We start from the raw sequence: 15,061 nt of genomic DNA on the forward strand, positions 1-15,061 counted from the left end.
CCCTCATCGACGCGCGGCGTCTTCCCCGCGGCTACTTCACTCACGCCCGACCACGTGGCGCAGGCCGTACCTGGTGCGGCGCACCACGGCGTACCCCTTGGTCAGCGCGTGTTCCTTCATGTAGATGATCGGCACGCCGCGCCCCTCGACGGCCCGCCGGAAGCGGTTCATCGTCGTGGAGCGGCCCACGGTCAGGCGCGGCAGCGCCATGACGTCGTCGGCGTCGCAGGCCAGCGCGTTGGCCACGGCGCAGGCCGCCCAGTAGCCGGCCTTGCGCACCTCCTTGCGCACACGCGCGGAGGAGTAGCCGTAGGGGTAGGCCATCGTGGCGACCGGCCGCCCCACCTTGTCCTCCAGCAGGGCCTTGTTGCGGCGCAGCTCCTGGCGCAGGGCGGCCTCCGGTAACTGGTCGAGCTGCGGGTGGCTGTGGCTGTGCCCGGCGATCTCGACGCCGCAGGAGGCGGCCTCGCGGGCCTGGCTCCAGGTCAGCATCTTGTCCAGCGGGCGGCCCGCGGCGTCGCTCCCCGCGTCGCCGACCCATCCGCTGGTGAGGAAGACCGTCGCGGGGAAGCCGAGCCGTTCGAGGATCGGCAGGGCCTCGCCGTGGAAGTCGGCGTACCCGTCGTCGAAGGTGACGACCACGGGACGCTCGGGCACCGGCGCGCCGCCCGTGCCGTACAAGGTGGCGACCAGGTCGCCGAGCGTCAGCGGCGTGAACCCACGGTCCTTCAGGTAGGTCATCTGGGACTCGAACACCGACGGGCGGACCGCGAGCGGGCGGGTCGCGCTGTTCGGACGGTCGGTCACCGAGTGGTACATCAGGATCGGCACGCGCATGGTGGTCACCGTTCGTGGTCGATGGTTCGTCCGGCCCGGTCACCGCGCACGCGCAGCCGCGCGGAGCCCACGGCGTACCCCCACGTGGTCCAGGCGAGGCCGGCGACGATGGCGCCGGCCCTGGCCAGCCCGGCGGGGTCGCCCCGCAGGGCGTCGGCCACGCCGCGCAGGACGCCGTGCGGCAGCGTCTTGACGGCGTGGGCGCGCTCGCTGGACAGCCCGTCGCCGGCGCCCACGCTCTGGGAGACCAGCGCCTTGGACAGGCCTTCCGCGTAGCACCGGGACCGGAAGTAGCGGAAGGTCGCCCGGGAGGCGGGCACGCGGTGGCCGATGACCGCCCGCGGCTCGAACATCATGATCGAGCCCGGCCTGCGCTGGGAGAGCCGGATGCAGAACTCGGTCTCCTCGCAGCCCAGCGGGCGGCTCTTACGGCCCTGGACGCTGCGGCCGATGCCGGAGTGGAAGCCTCCGACCTCGCCCACGACCTCCCGGATGAAGGCGGCGTTGCCGCCCATCACGTTGCGGATCGGCTTGCGTTCGGCGGGCAGGCCGCGGTAGGTGCACCCGATGGTCCAGTCGAACTCCTCGGGGAACCACCGCGGCCGTTCACCGGTGTCCCACAGGGGCTTGGTGAGCCCGCCGACCCCCACGACCGTTCCGGAGCCGGCGGGCCGCTCCGACATCGTCTCCTCGAAGGCCGCGAGCCAGTCGGCGTCCGCGACCGCGTCGTCGTCCAGGAACGCCACGACGTCACCGGTGGCGGTGGCCACCCCGGTGTTCTTGCCGCCGGACAGGCCCCGCGCGTGGGTGTTCTCCACGACGATCGCGTCGGCGTACTCCCGCTTGAGCCGCAGGTGCAGCTCGGGGTTGTAGTCGACGACCAGGATCAGTTCGTACGGCTGGCGTCTCTGGCTGCGCACCGACTGCACGGCGGCCCTGATGTCGTCCCACCGCTCCTCGGTGTAGACGCAGATGACGACGGAGATGTTCATACCGTTATGCCGCGCCCTGGTCGGCGGCGGGCTGCTGGGCGGCCGCCGCGGGAGGGATGTCGATGACCGGGCGCCGCCACTCGCGGACGATGGTCTTGAGCACGCGCCAGCCGTCCCGCACGACGCGCAGGTTGCTCTCGCCGTGGATGCGGTTGCGTTCGTGGCTCGGCACCTCGTGCACGCGCAGGCCCGCCTTGGCCGCCCGGATGTTGAGCAGCGTCTCGACCTCGAAGCCTTCGCAGTCGAGGTCCAGGACGTCCAGGTGGCGTGCCCAGAAGGCGTTGTAGCCGTAGCACAGGTCGGTGTACTGGGTGCCGTAGATCCGGTTGACCAGCGAGCGCAGGACGCTGTTGCCCAGACGGCGGCTCAGCGTGAGGTCGTCGCTGCCGCCTCCGCTGGCGTAGCGCGAGCCCTTGACGAAGTCGGCGCCGGTGACCAGGGCGCCCACGAAGTGGATGATCTCGCGGCCGTCGGTCGAGCCGTCGGCGTCGATCATGACGATGATGTCGCCGGTGGCCTCGGCGAAACCGGTGCGCAGAGCGTCGCCCTTGCCCTTGCCGCGCTGATGCACGACGCGGAGGTTCGGGCGCAGACGCCGCGCGACGGCGACGGTGTCATCGGTGGAGTTGCCGTCCACGAGGATGACCTCGTCGATCCAGTGCGGAAGCGTGGCGAAAACGTGCGGAAGGTTCTCCGCCTCGTTCATGGCCGGTACGACCACGCTCACCGTCGGCGAAATGGCCAGGTGGGGAGTGAGAGGTGTGAAACGGTCCACTGTCGGCAGTGGCCTCAGCGTATGAAGCTGAGATTTCCCGTTGTGCTTGGTGATCTCGGGACTCATTTTCGAGGGATGTCCTTCCGGGCGGTCTGACATCGGCGGCGACTGCCAACAGGACCGGCGCGACTGGACGGAGAGGGGTTTCTCCGTCCCGGTCAGAGCAGTAGAGGGTGTGCGGTGTGCTGTGCTGTGCTTGGGAGGGGGAGCTAGCCGTCAGCGCGCCCCCGAGGGTTCCTTCTCGACGGACTCCGGCTGGAGGGATGTGCGCACCCGCCCGAAGCCCTTCAGCAGCCTGTCGGCCAGCCGGTAGAGCGAGGGGCGGTCGACCACGATGTTGCGGGCCTTGTTCACCGGCGTCCGGCCCATCCAGTGGACGGCCGCCGCCGCCGACGGACGGGAGACCCGGCCTTCGGAGACGTGGATGACGTCGTTCTTCAGCCAGCCCTTGTACTCCCGGCCCCCCTTGCCCATGTCGACCTGGCCCAGACCGTGGGAGGCGGCCTGCTCGGCCATGTGCAGGTGGTGCATGATCCCGGGGGAGTACCGGGCGAACTCGGTGTCGTAGGCGGGGAACCAGCCGACCAGCGTGTGGTGGGTGCGCAGGCCGAAGTGGCCGGCCACGGGGGTGTCGCCGGCGTACAGCATGGTGAGCACCCCGCCGAACGACGGAGTGTCCATGGCGTGCATCTCGTCCAGGAGCTGGACGATCCACGGTTGGGCGAACCGGTCGACCCGGCCCGTCCGGCGGTACTGGTCGGACTTCCAGCCGGTCAGCGTGCGCATCGACTCGGGATCGGTGGCGCACCATTCGAGGCGGATGTCGCCGTGCTCGCGTGCGAGCTTGCGTTCCTTGTAGCGGACCGTTTTGTAGTTCTTGGGAGAGTTCGTCCGCACATGGTCGATGTAGGCGTCGTAGCCGCCGGTGAGGTCCATCATCGGCACCGGGCGCACCGCGGACTCGTGCGGCGCCCACGTGGGCTGCCCGGCGACCATGTGGTCGAAGTCGAACACCGACAGCCCCGTCGCGCGCAGGATCTCGCGGGCGGAGATGTCGAGGCCGGGCACGGAGATCAGGCCGTGACAGGTGGTCAGCCAGCTTCCGAGGGGCTTGCCGATGCCGAAGGCGTGCCTTTCGAACGGCAGGAAGCCCGCCACCTTGCCGCCGTCCTCGATGACGGCGACCCGGACATAGGAGCGCAGCCGGCTCAGGGCCAGCGTGAACTCCACGGAAAGGAAAGGATTGTCGAGCGATGGCGTGGCGCGCTGGAGTTCGCGCCATCGGGTGAGTTCGGCGTCCCCTAGTTCTCCAGGCCGAACGACCGTGACTTTCACCTTGACCCGGCCCCCTGTTCGGTGCGCACGTTGCCGTTCCCCCGGTACAGAGACCGAAGCACCCACATGAATCCGCCGAGCACCGCGACGGTGGCCACACCCGCGCGGGAGGACCACGCGTCGAACATGAGCATGGCCTCGGCTAGTAAGACGTTTACAACGAGACTCGCGGCGGCGCCCACCGTTAGTGCCGCGAGAGGGTCACGATCACGCAACAGTCCGACGACCGACGCTCCCGGGACCACGAGGAGGAAGAGCGGGACCAGGACCACGCGTGCCGGTGTGCGAATGTCGGCGAGCGCGATGACCGCCCCCGCCGCACACGCGATCGCCAGCACCCATGTGAGCACTGTCCTTCTCCTACGCATTCTCTCCTGGCTCCGCTGGTCAAGACCGACCAAAAGGCTTGGATGATCGGTCTCTTCATAGGACCAACCACGCCACGCCGACGTCAATGCCGACGCCCCAACCCTGCCACGGGTTTACAAGGCCCAGGGCAAGAACCATAGCGCGGCCGATCAAAGGACCGGCCGCGCCAATGACTGTTGCCCCCGAGACCGCCGTGACTGTAGGGACTTGGGGGTATTCACACGGTACTATCCGTTCGCCCCAAGTGTGGACTCGGTGCCGGAATCAGGTGGCCTCAGTGGTGGCCTGCTCGCTCGCGGTCTCCGTCGGAGACGGGTCCGACGTGGGCTGCTGGTCGGGCGGCGGATCGGAGGCGGGCGGCGGGTCCTGGGCCTCCCACGAGATCGCGCATGTCGCCGCGCCGGCCGCGGATTGCAAGGTCACGGCGCCTTTGCCGTCCTCCTCCGGAGCCGAGACCACGACCGAGACCCGCTGCTTGACCCCCGCCTTGAGCGTGCCCGACGCCGGGGAGACCGACAGCGCGCCGGTCGCGGCGGCCGTCCAGGACACACTCGCGTTGCGCGCGGAGATGAGGATCTCACCCGCGTCCTTCCCACCGAAGGCCCCCGGGCAGGAGACCACGAGCCGGGCGGCCGGGGAGGGCGGCCGGGGCGTGGGCGTGCGCGAGGGGGGCGCGCTCGACGACGTGGCCGCCGGCGCGGCGGCGGACGTGCGCGCCTGTGGCGCCCGCGTCGGCGTCGGCGTCGGACGGGTCCGCGAGGACGACGTGGGGGAAGGCCCGGCGGAGGTCGCCTCGTCGGTCGGCTCCGGGCCGTAGCTGATCTGCAGCTCGCCGGGGGTGCGGCTCGGGAAGCGCAGCGTCGGGGTCGTGCCGCCGGGGTGGGAGGCGTCCTGCCCGGTCGCGACGACCATCGCCCCGGTCGCCACCAGCACGCAGGCGATGGTGGCGAAGACGGGCGTGGACCTGCGGGAGGCCCTGCGCGTGACCGGCGCACCGCGCCTGCGCGCCGGGCCGCGCCCGGACCTCCCCGAGCCCACGCCCGTCCCGTCCTGTTCCCCGGCCATGCCGTGCCGGGGGGTCTCGGCGTGGGCGACGCCCATGCCGTAGTAAGGGGTCTCGGCGGCCTGGTCGGCGGCGGCGCGCCGCTCGTCCCTGCCGCCCCGCCGCTCCGCGCGCAGCCGGCGCTCGGCCGCCGCCGCCGGGGGGAAGCCGTTCTTGTCGAACCCGTCGGCGAGCGTCATGATCGCCGTGCGCGCCTCGTCGTGCCGCGGCCGGGCGCACGACTCCGCGACCCGCCGCCGCAGCGACAGGGGCGGGAAGGCCACCGGCACCGAGTCCAGCAGCCGCTCGGCCGAGACCCGGCGGCGGCGGCCCTCGGTGCACTCCTTGCAGCCGATGATGTGGCGGGTGATGCGCCGCCGCAGTTGCTGCGGCAGCGGCCCCTCGATGGAGTCCAGCAGGGCGGACAGGTCGGGGCAGTGCGCACGCCCGCTCCTGGCCAGGACCACGGCGGCCGCCGCGTTCTCCAGGTGGTCGCGGGCCCGCTCCAGGCGCGTCCCGGCCTGGCGCGAGGTGAGCCCGAGCACGGCGCCGATGTCGGAGGCGGCCAGCCCGTGCCGCACGCCCAGCACCAGCGCGTCGCGGTCCTTGGGCGCGAGCTCGCCCAGGGACTCCCGCACGATCTCCGCCAGCTCGGGGTCCTCTTCGTCCCCCGGCAGGTACTGCTCGGTGTCGGTGCCGTGCGCGGGGGTCCGGCCGCGGCGGGTGCCGCACTGGTAGCGCGTCAGCGCGTACAGCCAGGCCCGCAGGCGGGCCGGCTCACGCAGGACGCCGATGCGGCCGTGGGCGGTGACGATCGCGTCGTGGACGGAGTCGGCGGCGGCGTCGATGTCGCGCAGCAGTGAATGGGCATAGTCGTTCAGTCGGTCGGCATAGGCGTCGTAGAGACCGTCCGCCGCGCGGCTGTCCGCCTGGCGCAGACGTTCCACCAGTCGCTGGTCGTCGGCACGGCCGACGCTCGGCCATCCGGGCACGAATCTTCCTCCCCCGCAGGACGGGTACCTGGCTTGCGGTCACGCACGATCGCGAGAATTTCCCCTGCCCGCGCCAGGCCCACACGCGTAGGACGTCCGCTTCCTTCAGAGGGTTCACCCGGAAATAAACAATAATCAGCGGGTATGACCTGGGAAAATAGGGATTGAGGAGTCTGCTGGAACCAGTGTGACGTCTGCGTGAGAGGGGGTGAAGATCCCTCACCCTCGGTGGCGAATCCGCTGACGGAACGTGACGGCACGGCGTTTCGGACGACCGCCCGCGCGGGCGTTTCGGATCGGCCCCGCACGGCCGCGGGACGGAGAAGCGGCGGCGGGACGGAGAGGTGGCGGCGGCCGTCCCGCAAGCGCACATGTCGCAGCCGGATGCCGGGAGGCCGGCCCGCCGGCGGTCGTCCGGGAGACCGCGGCGGTGGCCCGGACGGCGGACGTCGCGAGGGATCAACGGCGAACGCCCGGCTCCGGATCTCAAGGACCGGTGCCGGGCGCATGGGCCGTCCGCGCCGCTCCTACTGCGAGCCGCCCCCGCCGGTGCCGCAACGGGGGGCGCACAGGCGCCGGGAGATGCCCTCCAGGAACACCTTGCGGATCTCCAGGGCGTTGTTGGGGAAGAACGCCTGGCCCTGGGTGGCCTTGGCGATGGCCTGCATCTGCCGCCGGCCCGCCGCGTCGTCGGCGCCGAGCGCCACGATGATGATGCTGATCGGCTGGGTCTGGTCGAACTCCTGCCGCAGCTTCTTGAGTATCGCCGCGTTGCTGATGCCGCCCTCGGGGTCGTCGTTGCCGACGCCGTCGGTGAAGACGAGGATCGTGTTGATCTTGTCGGCCTCGTACTCGGCCTTCATCTTGTCGTAGGCGGCGGCCAGCGTGTCGTTGAGGCCGGTGTCGCCGGTCGGCTTGGCCTTGATCTGCTGGAGCGACTGCGAGACCACCTCGCGTCGGGTGGCGCCGTTCACCTTGGCCCCGAGCGGCCCCACCGGCACGGCCTCGCGGTAGTCGACGCCCTTGCCGTTGAGGTTGGTGGAGAACACCCAGGTGCCGACCTCGGTCTTGTCGGGGAAGAGCTTCAGGCCCTCGATGGCCGTCTGGGCGATCAGCCGCATGCGGTCGCCGGGCGCGCCCACGGCGGGCAGCGCCATGGTGCCCGAGATGTCCAGCAGGGCCAGCAGCCGGCCGCCCAGCTTCAGCCGGGACCACGCCTGCGACAGCCGCGTCACCGTGGCCGCGTCCGGGATCTTCAGGGACCGCGGGGTCGCCGGGTTCAGCCCGTTGGCCTGGCTGATGGCGCCGCCGGCCTTGCCGTCGGGCGTGCGGAAGCCGTACTCGCGGATGGTCTTCTTGGCGTCGGCGGCGGTCAGCGCGGCGGTGAACTCCTTGGCGGCCTGCCGCTTCTGCTCGTCCTTCGCGGTCACGACGACCGGGTAGTCGAGGCTGATCGTGCCCTCGGCCGGATAGAGCGCCACGACCTCGCCGGGCTTGCTCTTGTCGTTGTTGGACCAGATCTCCTGCTCGGAGGCGATGCCGATCGGGGCACGGGAGGACGGCTTGGCCATGCTGGCGAACATGTTGCCCGGCGAGTTCACCGCGTTCTCCGACAGCTGCCTGAGCACGCCCACCAGTTGGTCCTCGCCCGCGCCGGACGCCTGGAGCACTCCGGACCCGGCCAGCAGGGCGCTCATCCCCGCGGCGTTGAGCGTCGGGTCCAGCGGGAGCACGCGGATCTTGCGGCCGAGGCCGTCGGGCGTCGCGGCGTTCGCCGCCGACATCAGCCCGCTCCAGCTCGGCTCGCCGAAGGCGCTGCGCAGCTTCTCGACCACGGGCTTGGGCGCGGCGAGCACCACCGGGGAGCGGGCGACGGAGCCGGTGGGGTCGGGGATGCCCTCGCCCTTGGGGCTGGAGCGCAGCCTGGCGACCCACAGGCTGGAGTCCGGGATCCACACGTCGCCGTCGAACTTGCCGGTGGTCGCCCCGGTGCCGGCCAGGGCGTTGGTGACCCCCGCGGGGTCGCTGCCGGAGACCGCGACCTGCACGCAGGACGCGCCGTCCGCCGGAGCGGCCTTCTTGTTGTAGGCGGCGGCGATCTTGCTGATCGCCGGCTCGATGTCGGGGGAGGCCACCACCTTGAGCGCGACCGTGCCGTCGCCGCAGGCCTTGTCGCGGCTCATGATCACATAGGCGGCGACGCCCAGCAGTACGGCGAGCGCGACGGCGCCCGCCAGAGGCACCAGCACCTTGCCCCGGCCCCCGCGGCGGCGGCCTGACGGCTCGTGATAAGGGTTGTAGCCGCCCTCAAGCTCGTCTGTCCGGTGGCGTCCACCCACGATGTCCTCTTAGGTGTCGATCTTCAGGGGTACGGTGGCGCGCTTCGCGGCGACCATATAGGGAGATGTCGGGTAATGCTTACGGAACCATAGCGTCAAGCTTTATACCGGCAAAACCGATCTTTTGCTGCGGCGATGACCGGATTCGGGGCACAATCCGGTGGTTGATGCCTGTATTTCGCGATACATCTTGACGCCGCGCGAACGCGATGTATCGTGTCACGGTATATCGCGATTTCTGGTGCTCGGTCGCGGAGCCGTAGGGGGCCGGGGGCGGCCCGGGGCAGGGGGTGACACTCGTGTCGACGCTCGTCGAGGCACGTGCCACACCGGAGGTGACGGCCCTGGCGGGGCCCACCGGCCGGGGGGTCGCGGAGCGGCGGCCCGATCTGCTGCTGATCGAGGCCGACCACCCCGGCTGCCCGGACGAGGTGCGCCGCGCCCTCTGGGAGTCCGACTGCGTGCGCGAGGTCGCCATCGCGGGACGGGTCTGCCGGGCCCTCGCCGACCCGGGCACCGCGCCGCTGGTGGCCGCCGCGCTGCGCGCTCAGGGCCTCCGGCTCGCCGTGGTCATCGTTCAGTGGCGGCAGCAATGGCCGCGCCAGGCCCTGCCGCCCTCGCGCACCGCCACCGCGGCCAGCGCGACGGCGACGGCCGGGTCGAGCCACCACCAGCCGAGGGAGGTGGCGGTCAGCCCCGCCAGCACCCCGGCGGCCAGCAGGGCGCACAGCATGTTCTGCGTGCCCTCGCCGGCGGTGGCCGCCGAGCCCAGGCGCGCGCCGAGCCGTCGCTTGGCCAGCCCGAGCAGCGGCATGCTGACCAGGCTGATCGTGGTGACGGCGATGCCCAGCGCCGTGGACGCCGGCCGCTGACCCTCGCGCAGGTCATAGGCCACGTGGGCCAGGAGATAGGGCGCGAGCACCCAGAAGCTGACCGCCACGGCCCGCTGCGCGCGCGACTCGGCGGTGGCCGAGTGGAGCCGGCGCCCGGTGAAGCGCCAGATGACGATGAGGCTCGCCAGCGCCTCGACCAGAGACGCCCAGCCCCAGCCGATGAGCGCCACCGAGTGGGCCGACAGTCCCGCCGCCAGGCCGAGGGAACTCTCGGCGCCGAGCCAGACGAGCGTCGCGACCGACAGCCGCCTGGCCAGCCGCGCGTCGCGCAGGAACTGCGGCGCGGCCGAGGGACGCGCCCGCGTACCCGGATCTGGCACCATGGCCCCCGATCACCTGAAAGCCGATCCGACAGCGCTGCGTAGTCTACCGGTAGCACACAGTGCCCTGCCGTCGTCGGCGCGCGGCCATGGACGGCCGGCGGGCCGTCCATGGAGGAGATCCCATTGCCCTTCACCCCCGCCCACGTCGCCGTGGTCATCCCGTTGATCGGCTCGCCGCGGGTGCGCAAGGTGCTCGATCCCTGGGCGCTCGGCGTGGGGGCGATGGTCCCCGACCTGCCGATGTTCCTGCCGTACCTGTCGAACTACAGCCGGTGGCACTCGCCGGCCGGGGTGGTCACCGACGACGTCGCCGCGGTCTTCGTCCTGCTGGCGCTGCTGCAGTTCGTCCTGCGCGACCCGCTGACCGCGCTGCTGCCCCCTCGTTTGGCCGCGCGCGTCGCCGCGCTGCCCGGACCGGCCTGGCGGCGCTTCCCCGCCATAGCGCTCGGCGCGGCGGCGGGCGCGGCCACGCACGTCCTGTGGGACTCCTTCACCCACGAGTGGGGAGCCGCGCTCTGGGGCTGGGCATGGATGACCGCGCCGGTGGTCGGCTGGCTGAACGGCGCCCAGGTGGCGCAGTACGCCTCCTCCGTGCTCGGCCTCGCGCTGACCGTCTGGTGGGTCCTGCGCTACCTGCGCGCCGCCCGCACCGACCTCCGGCCCGAGGCCCCCGGCTCGGGGCTGGACGGCGTGCGGCCGCGGCTCACCGCGCGGGCGGGAGTCGCGGGACGGCCAGAGGTCACGGCGCGGGCGGGAATCGCGGGACGGCCGGAGCTCACGGCGCGGGCGGAGGTCGAGGGACGGCCGGAGCTCACGGCGCGTGCGCGGTGGGGCGTGCTCGCCGGCGCGGCCGCCGGCGCGTGCTGCGCGGCCGCCCTGTGGACCTTCGTCGACCCGCCGAACCCCCTGTACGGCTGGGCGGGCGTGCTCGCCAAGACGGGCGTCGGCCTGGTCGTGGGGCTGTGCGCGGTGCTGACCGTCTACGCCCTGCTGTGGCAGCTCGCGCGGGTCATACGCTTGACGCGTGCCTGAGCTCATCACCGTGGAGGACCCCGCCGATCCCCGGCTGGCCGACTATGTGCGCCTGCGCGACGTCGAGCTGCGCAAGAGCCTGGAGGCCGAGCGCGGCCTGTTCATGGCCGAGGGCGAGAAGGTCATCCGGCGGGCCGTCGCGGCCGGATACCCGGTCAGGTCGGTGCTCACCACCCCGAGGTGGCTCGCCGGGCTCGCCGACGTGCTGGGCGAGGCCCGCGTCTACCTGGTGTCGGAGGAGGTGATGGGCGGCATCGCCGGCTTCGCCGTGCACCGCGGGGCGCTCGCCTCCATGGCCCGCCTGGAGCTCCCCGCCGTGAGCGACCTGCTCGCCGGCCGGTTCACCGCCCCAGGCGACCCCCGCTTCACCCCCGCGCCGCCCACCAGGCCCCCAGCCCCGACTCCATCGCCGTCCCCCAGGCCTCCGGCCTCGACTCCACCGCCGCCCACCGAGCCGCCGGCGCCGACTCCGTCGCCGTCCACCGGGCCCCCGACTCCGCCGCCCGCCTCGGGCCCGGGCACGCAGCGGGAAGGCGGGCTCCCGCGGCGGGTGCTCGTCCTTGAGGACCTGGTCGACCACGGCAACGTGGGCGCCATCTTCCGGTGCGCCGCCGCGCTCGGCGTCGAGGCCGTCATCCTGTCGCCGCGCTGTGCCGACCCGCTGTACCGGCGCTCGGTGAAGGTGTCCATGGGCGCGGTGTTCGCCGTCCCGTACGCCCGCATGACCAACTGGCACGCCGGCCTCGCCGAGCTCCGCGAGGCGGGGTTTCGCACCCTGGCGCTCACCCCAGACCTTTCGGCGACCCCGCTGGAGGCCGCCGCCGTCGGCGGCCGGGTGGCGCTGCTCCTCGGCTCCGAGGGCGACGGCCTGTCCTCCCGCTGGCTGCGCGAGGCGGACGAGGCGGTGCGCATCCCCATGAGTCCCGCCGCGATGGACCTCGGCGTCGACTCCCTCAACGTGGTCGCCGCCGCCGCCATCGCCTGCCACGAACTCACCCGACTCCCGGCCGCCCTCACCTGACGGTCAGGACGGAAGGCGGCCCGAGCCGTGGGGATCAGGACGCGGTGAGGTCGGTCGCTGGATCTGGTGGACGCTGGGCGTCCGGGCCACCCATCCGCGGGGCAGGACGCCGATGTCGTTGACCAGGCCGCGCAACTTCTCGTCCACCTCCAGCACCATCGCCTGGTAGACGGTCACGCCGAGGCGGGGAACCGCGCCGCCTGGCGGGGGCTACCGCGGGGTGCGGGCGGTGGTGAGGAGGTAGGCGGGCCAGCTTCCGTGGGCGCTGATGTCCTTCGCCGACTCGGCGGCGTACGCCTCGCACAGGAAGCCGAGGACGCGGCGGCCGTCGGCGAGGTCGACGGTGCCGAGCGTCAGCGGCGGCGCGGTGTCGGCGAGCAGCGTGCCGAGCGCCTGCGTGCCCAGCTCGTACAGCTCCACCTCGACCGCGACGCCCGCGCCGGGCCGGCGCACCAGGCCGGGACGCGCCGGCTCGCCGCCGTCCAGCGCGTAGAGCCGGTAGAGCGGCGCGGTCATGGCCGTGCCGAGGCCGGCGGCGCCGAGCGCGGCGAGCCGGCCGTGCAGCGGCTGCCCGAGCCGGTGCGCCCCGACGACGGCCAGCACTTCCCGTCCGCGATCACGGACGCCCGTCGCCGCCTCCGGGGCCTCGGTGGGTGAGGACGAGATGTCCGTTCCAGAGGCGCCGGGCCGTGCGCGGGAGGCGCCCGCGGTCGCGTCGCCGCCGGATGGCGTGGTGGCCTCGGCGGGCGACTGGAAGGCGTCGGCCAGGCCGGCCAGAAGGGCGTCCGCGCCGGCCGGGGCCAGCAGGCTGAGGCCGTGCGGGCGGCCCGCCGCCGTCATGCCGCCGGGCACCGCGACCGCCGCCAGGTCGAGCAGGTTGGCGAAGGTCGTGTAGTGCCCGAGGACGGTGTTGCGGTCGATCGGGCTCTCCAGCATCTCGGCGACGGTGAAGGTCGTCGGCACCGTCGGCAGGGCGAGCGCGTCCATCGCCGCCCACGCGCGCCGGGTCTTCGCGCGCAGCGCCCGCAGGCGGTACAGGCCCTCGAAGGCGTCGACCGCGCTGAGGCCGGCGCCGCCGCCGAGCACCTCGCGGGTGACCGGGTGCAGCTCGCCGGGGTGACGGGCGGCGAAGTCGCCCACCGCGGCGAGGCGTTCGGCGATCCACGGCCCCTGGTACAGCAGCCGTCCCGCGGCGAGGAACGGGTCGAGGTCGACCGGGACGATCCGGTGCCCGAGCCCGGCCAGCCGCTTCACCACCTCGGCGAACGCGGCCTCGGCTGCGTCGTCGCCGAAGAACGACAGGTGCTCGGGCACCCCGACGCGCATCGCGCCGACGGCGGGCGGCGCAGGGGAGGGGACGGGCAGCGGGCGCGACCACGGGTCGTCGGGCTCGGGACCCGCCATCACCGACAGCACCGCGAGCCCTTCTGCGGCCGACCGGGCGAAGACGCTCGGGCAGTCCAGCGACGCGCACGCCGGCACGACGCCCAGCGTGCTGACCAGACCCCGGCTCGGCTTGATCCCGGTGGTGCCGGTGAGGGCGGCCGGCACCCGGCCCGACCCGGCCGTGTCGGTGCCCACGGCGAAGGTCACCAGCCCGGCGCCCACCGCGACCGCGGAGCCCGAGCTGGACCCGCCGGAGATCAGGCCGGGCACCAGCGGCGACTCGCACGTGCCGTACGGGCTGCGGGCGCCGGACAACCCGGTGGCGAACTGGTCCAGGTTGGTCTTGCCGACCAGCAGCGCCCCGGCCGCGAGCAGCCGCTCGACCAGCGGCGCGCCGCGCTCGGGCACGTAGGCGTAGGCCGGGCAGGCCGCCGTGGTCGGCAGCCCGGCCACGTCCACGTTGTCCTTGACGGCGAAGGGGACCCCGTACAGCGGCGGGCGCGAGCCGGGGTCCGGCCAGCGGCGGGCCAGTTCGGCGGCGTCGCCGAGCAGGTCCGCCGCCGGCCGCAGGGTGATCCACACGTGGTCGTCGCCGCGGGCGGCGATGCGCCTGAGCACCTCCGCGGCCACGCCGGCCGGGGTGAGCGACCCCTCGCGGTACCCGCGGGCCAGGTGCGCAAGATCGAGCGAGACGGTCATCAAAACTCCTTGAGCGTGGAAACCGGTCCTTCAGGGGCGGGAGGAAACGCGGGACGGTGTCGCGCCGGTATCTGATCCAACAACTCTGATAGGGTTCGAACATACGTACGGCATACAAGGTGTGGGTCTACCCCACCCCCGAGCAGGCGGCCATGCTGAGTCGCACGTTCGGCTGCGTGCGCGTGGTGTGGAACCGCACCCTGGCCTGGCGGCACGCCCGCTACCACGGCGAAGGCGCCAAGACCGGCTTCACCCAGGCCAATGCCTACCTGACCGCGCTGAAGGCCACCGATGAGCTGGCGTGGCTGAATGAGGTGTCGTCGGTTCCGCTGCAGCAGGCGATCCGCCATCAGCAGGTGGCGTTCACCAACTTCTTCGCCGGACGCGCCAGGTATCCGCGCTACAAGTCCCGCACCGGGCGCCAGAGCGCCGAGTACACCCGCTCGGCCTTCCGCTACCGCGACGGGCGGCTGCTCCTGGCGAAAATGGACGTCCCGCTGGCGTTCGTGTGGTCCTGGCCGGGCATCGATCCGGTGACGATCGACCCGACAACGGTGACCATCTCGCGCGATCCGTGCGGCCGCTGGTACGCCTCCTTCGCCGTCGACCTCGCCGTCGACCTCGCCGTCGACGTCGACGATCCCGGGCAGGCTCCGGCGACCGGCCGGGTGGTGGGCGTGGACGTCGGGGTGAAGGACTTCGCCGTCACCTCCGACGGCGAGAAGATCGTCAACCCGCGCCACCTGGCGAAACGGGAACGCAATCTGGCCCGCTACCAGCGGCGCGAGGGCCGCAGGAAGCGCGGCTCGAACAACCGGGCCAAGGCCAGGGCCAAGGTCGCCCGTGCGCACCGCGAGGTCCGCGCCTCCCGCGCCGACTTCCTGCACCGTACCTCGGTCCGGCTGGTCGGTGACCACGACGTGATCGTGATCGAAGACCTCAACGTCAAGGGCATGGTGCGCAACCGGAGCCTGGCCAAGGCGATCTCCGACTGCGGCTGGGGCGCTTTTCGCCGCATGCTGGAGT

13 protein-coding genes are annotated in these 15,061 nt (G+C 72.6%); 3 read left to right on the forward strand and 10 right to left on the reverse strand.

The annotated features are described in order from the left end of the window. Nucleotides 1-36: 36 nt before the first annotated feature. The 8 genes from ACFQSB_RS24280 to ACFQSB_RS24315 form a co-directional block, all read right to left on the reverse strand. Entirely contained in the window at nucleotides 37-837 is an 801-nt protein-coding gene (locus tag ACFQSB_RS24280) for a polysaccharide deacetylase family protein (RefSeq protein ID WP_354928710.1), read from the reverse strand. A gap of 5 nt (nucleotides 838-842) precedes the next feature. Further along, on the reverse strand, nucleotides 843-1,829 hold the full coding sequence (locus ACFQSB_RS24285; protein WP_380829287.1) for a glycosyltransferase family 2 protein: 987 nt from the start codon (nucleotides 1,827-1,829) through the stop codon (nucleotides 843-845). Between the two features lie 4 nt (nucleotides 1,830-1,833). After that, nucleotides 1,834-2,556 carry a glycosyltransferase family 2 protein gene (locus tag ACFQSB_RS24290; protein ID WP_380829288.1) on the reverse strand — a complete coding sequence of 241 codons (723 nt, stop codon included), beginning with the start codon at nucleotides 2,554-2,556 and terminating at the stop codon, nucleotides 1,834-1,836. Between the two features lie 264 nt (nucleotides 2,557-2,820). Then, nucleotides 2,821-3,834: a GNAT family N-acetyltransferase gene (locus ACFQSB_RS24295; RefSeq protein WP_354928716.1), complete on the reverse strand. Its 1,014-nt coding sequence runs from the start codon at nucleotides 3,832-3,834 to the stop codon at nucleotides 2,821-2,823. 101 nt (nucleotides 3,835-3,935) lie between these two features. Then, on the reverse strand, nucleotides 3,936-4,307 hold the full coding sequence (locus ACFQSB_RS24300; RefSeq protein ID WP_380829289.1) for a hypothetical protein: 372 nt from the start codon (nucleotides 4,305-4,307) through the stop codon (nucleotides 3,936-3,938). A gap of 265 nt (nucleotides 4,308-4,572) precedes the next feature. Next, nucleotides 4,573-6,342 carry a hypothetical protein gene (locus ACFQSB_RS24305; RefSeq protein WP_380829290.1) on the reverse strand — a complete coding sequence of 590 codons (1,770 nt, stop codon included), beginning with the start codon at nucleotides 6,340-6,342 and terminating at the stop codon, nucleotides 4,573-4,575. Between the two features lie 527 nt (nucleotides 6,343-6,869). Beyond that, complete coding sequence (locus ACFQSB_RS24310) at nucleotides 6,870-8,585, reverse strand: substrate-binding and VWA domain-containing protein (protein WP_380829291.1); 1,716 nt, start codon at nucleotides 8,583-8,585, stop codon at nucleotides 6,870-6,872. 673 nt (nucleotides 8,586-9,258) lie between these two features. After that, complete coding sequence (locus ACFQSB_RS24315) at nucleotides 9,259-9,897, reverse strand: cation diffusion facilitator family transporter (protein ID WP_354840885.1); 639 nt, start codon at nucleotides 9,895-9,897, stop codon at nucleotides 9,259-9,261. Between the two features lie 123 nt (nucleotides 9,898-10,020). Between ACFQSB_RS24315 and ACFQSB_RS24320 the strand changes: the two genes are divergently transcribed. Together ACFQSB_RS24320 and ACFQSB_RS24325 are read left to right on the forward strand one after the other, a co-directional pair. Then, nucleotides 10,021-10,929 carry a DUF4184 family protein gene (locus tag ACFQSB_RS24320; protein WP_380829292.1) on the forward strand — a complete coding sequence of 303 codons (909 nt, stop codon included), beginning with the start codon at nucleotides 10,021-10,023 and terminating at the stop codon, nucleotides 10,927-10,929. Further along, the gene (locus ACFQSB_RS24325) at nucleotides 10,922-11,950 is read left to right on the forward strand and encodes a TrmH family RNA methyltransferase (protein ID WP_380829293.1); all 1,029 of its coding nucleotides are present in this window, start codon (nucleotides 10,922-10,924) and stop codon (nucleotides 11,948-11,950) included. The genes ACFQSB_RS24320 and ACFQSB_RS24325 overlap by 8 nt, the downstream gene beginning before the upstream one ends. 3 nt (nucleotides 11,951-11,953) lie before the next feature. Here the strand turns inward: ACFQSB_RS24325 and ACFQSB_RS24330 are convergent, their stop codons facing one another. Both ACFQSB_RS24330 and atzF read right to left on the reverse strand, forming a co-directional pair. Further along, the gene (locus ACFQSB_RS24330; RefSeq protein WP_380829294.1) at nucleotides 11,954-12,127 is read right to left on the reverse strand and encodes a hypothetical protein; all 174 of its coding nucleotides are present in this window, start codon (nucleotides 12,125-12,127) and stop codon (nucleotides 11,954-11,956) included. A 33-nt stretch (nucleotides 12,128-12,160) separates the two neighbouring features. Further along, complete coding sequence (gene atzF / locus ACFQSB_RS24335; RefSeq protein WP_380829295.1) at nucleotides 12,161-14,035, reverse strand: allophanate hydrolase; 1,875 nt, start codon at nucleotides 14,033-14,035, stop codon at nucleotides 12,161-12,163. A 152-nt stretch (nucleotides 14,036-14,187) separates the two neighbouring features. Here atzF and ACFQSB_RS24340 point away from each other — a divergent pair. Continuing rightward, a partial coding sequence (locus ACFQSB_RS24340) for an RNA-guided endonuclease InsQ/TnpB family protein (protein ID WP_380829296.1) occupies nucleotides 14,188-15,061 on the forward strand: 874 nt, incomplete at its 3' end.

The organism is Sphaerisporangium rhizosphaerae, from assembly GCF_042665155.1.
GTDB lineage: Bacteria > Actinomycetota > Actinomycetes > Streptosporangiales > Streptosporangiaceae > Sphaerisporangium > Sphaerisporangium rhizosphaerae.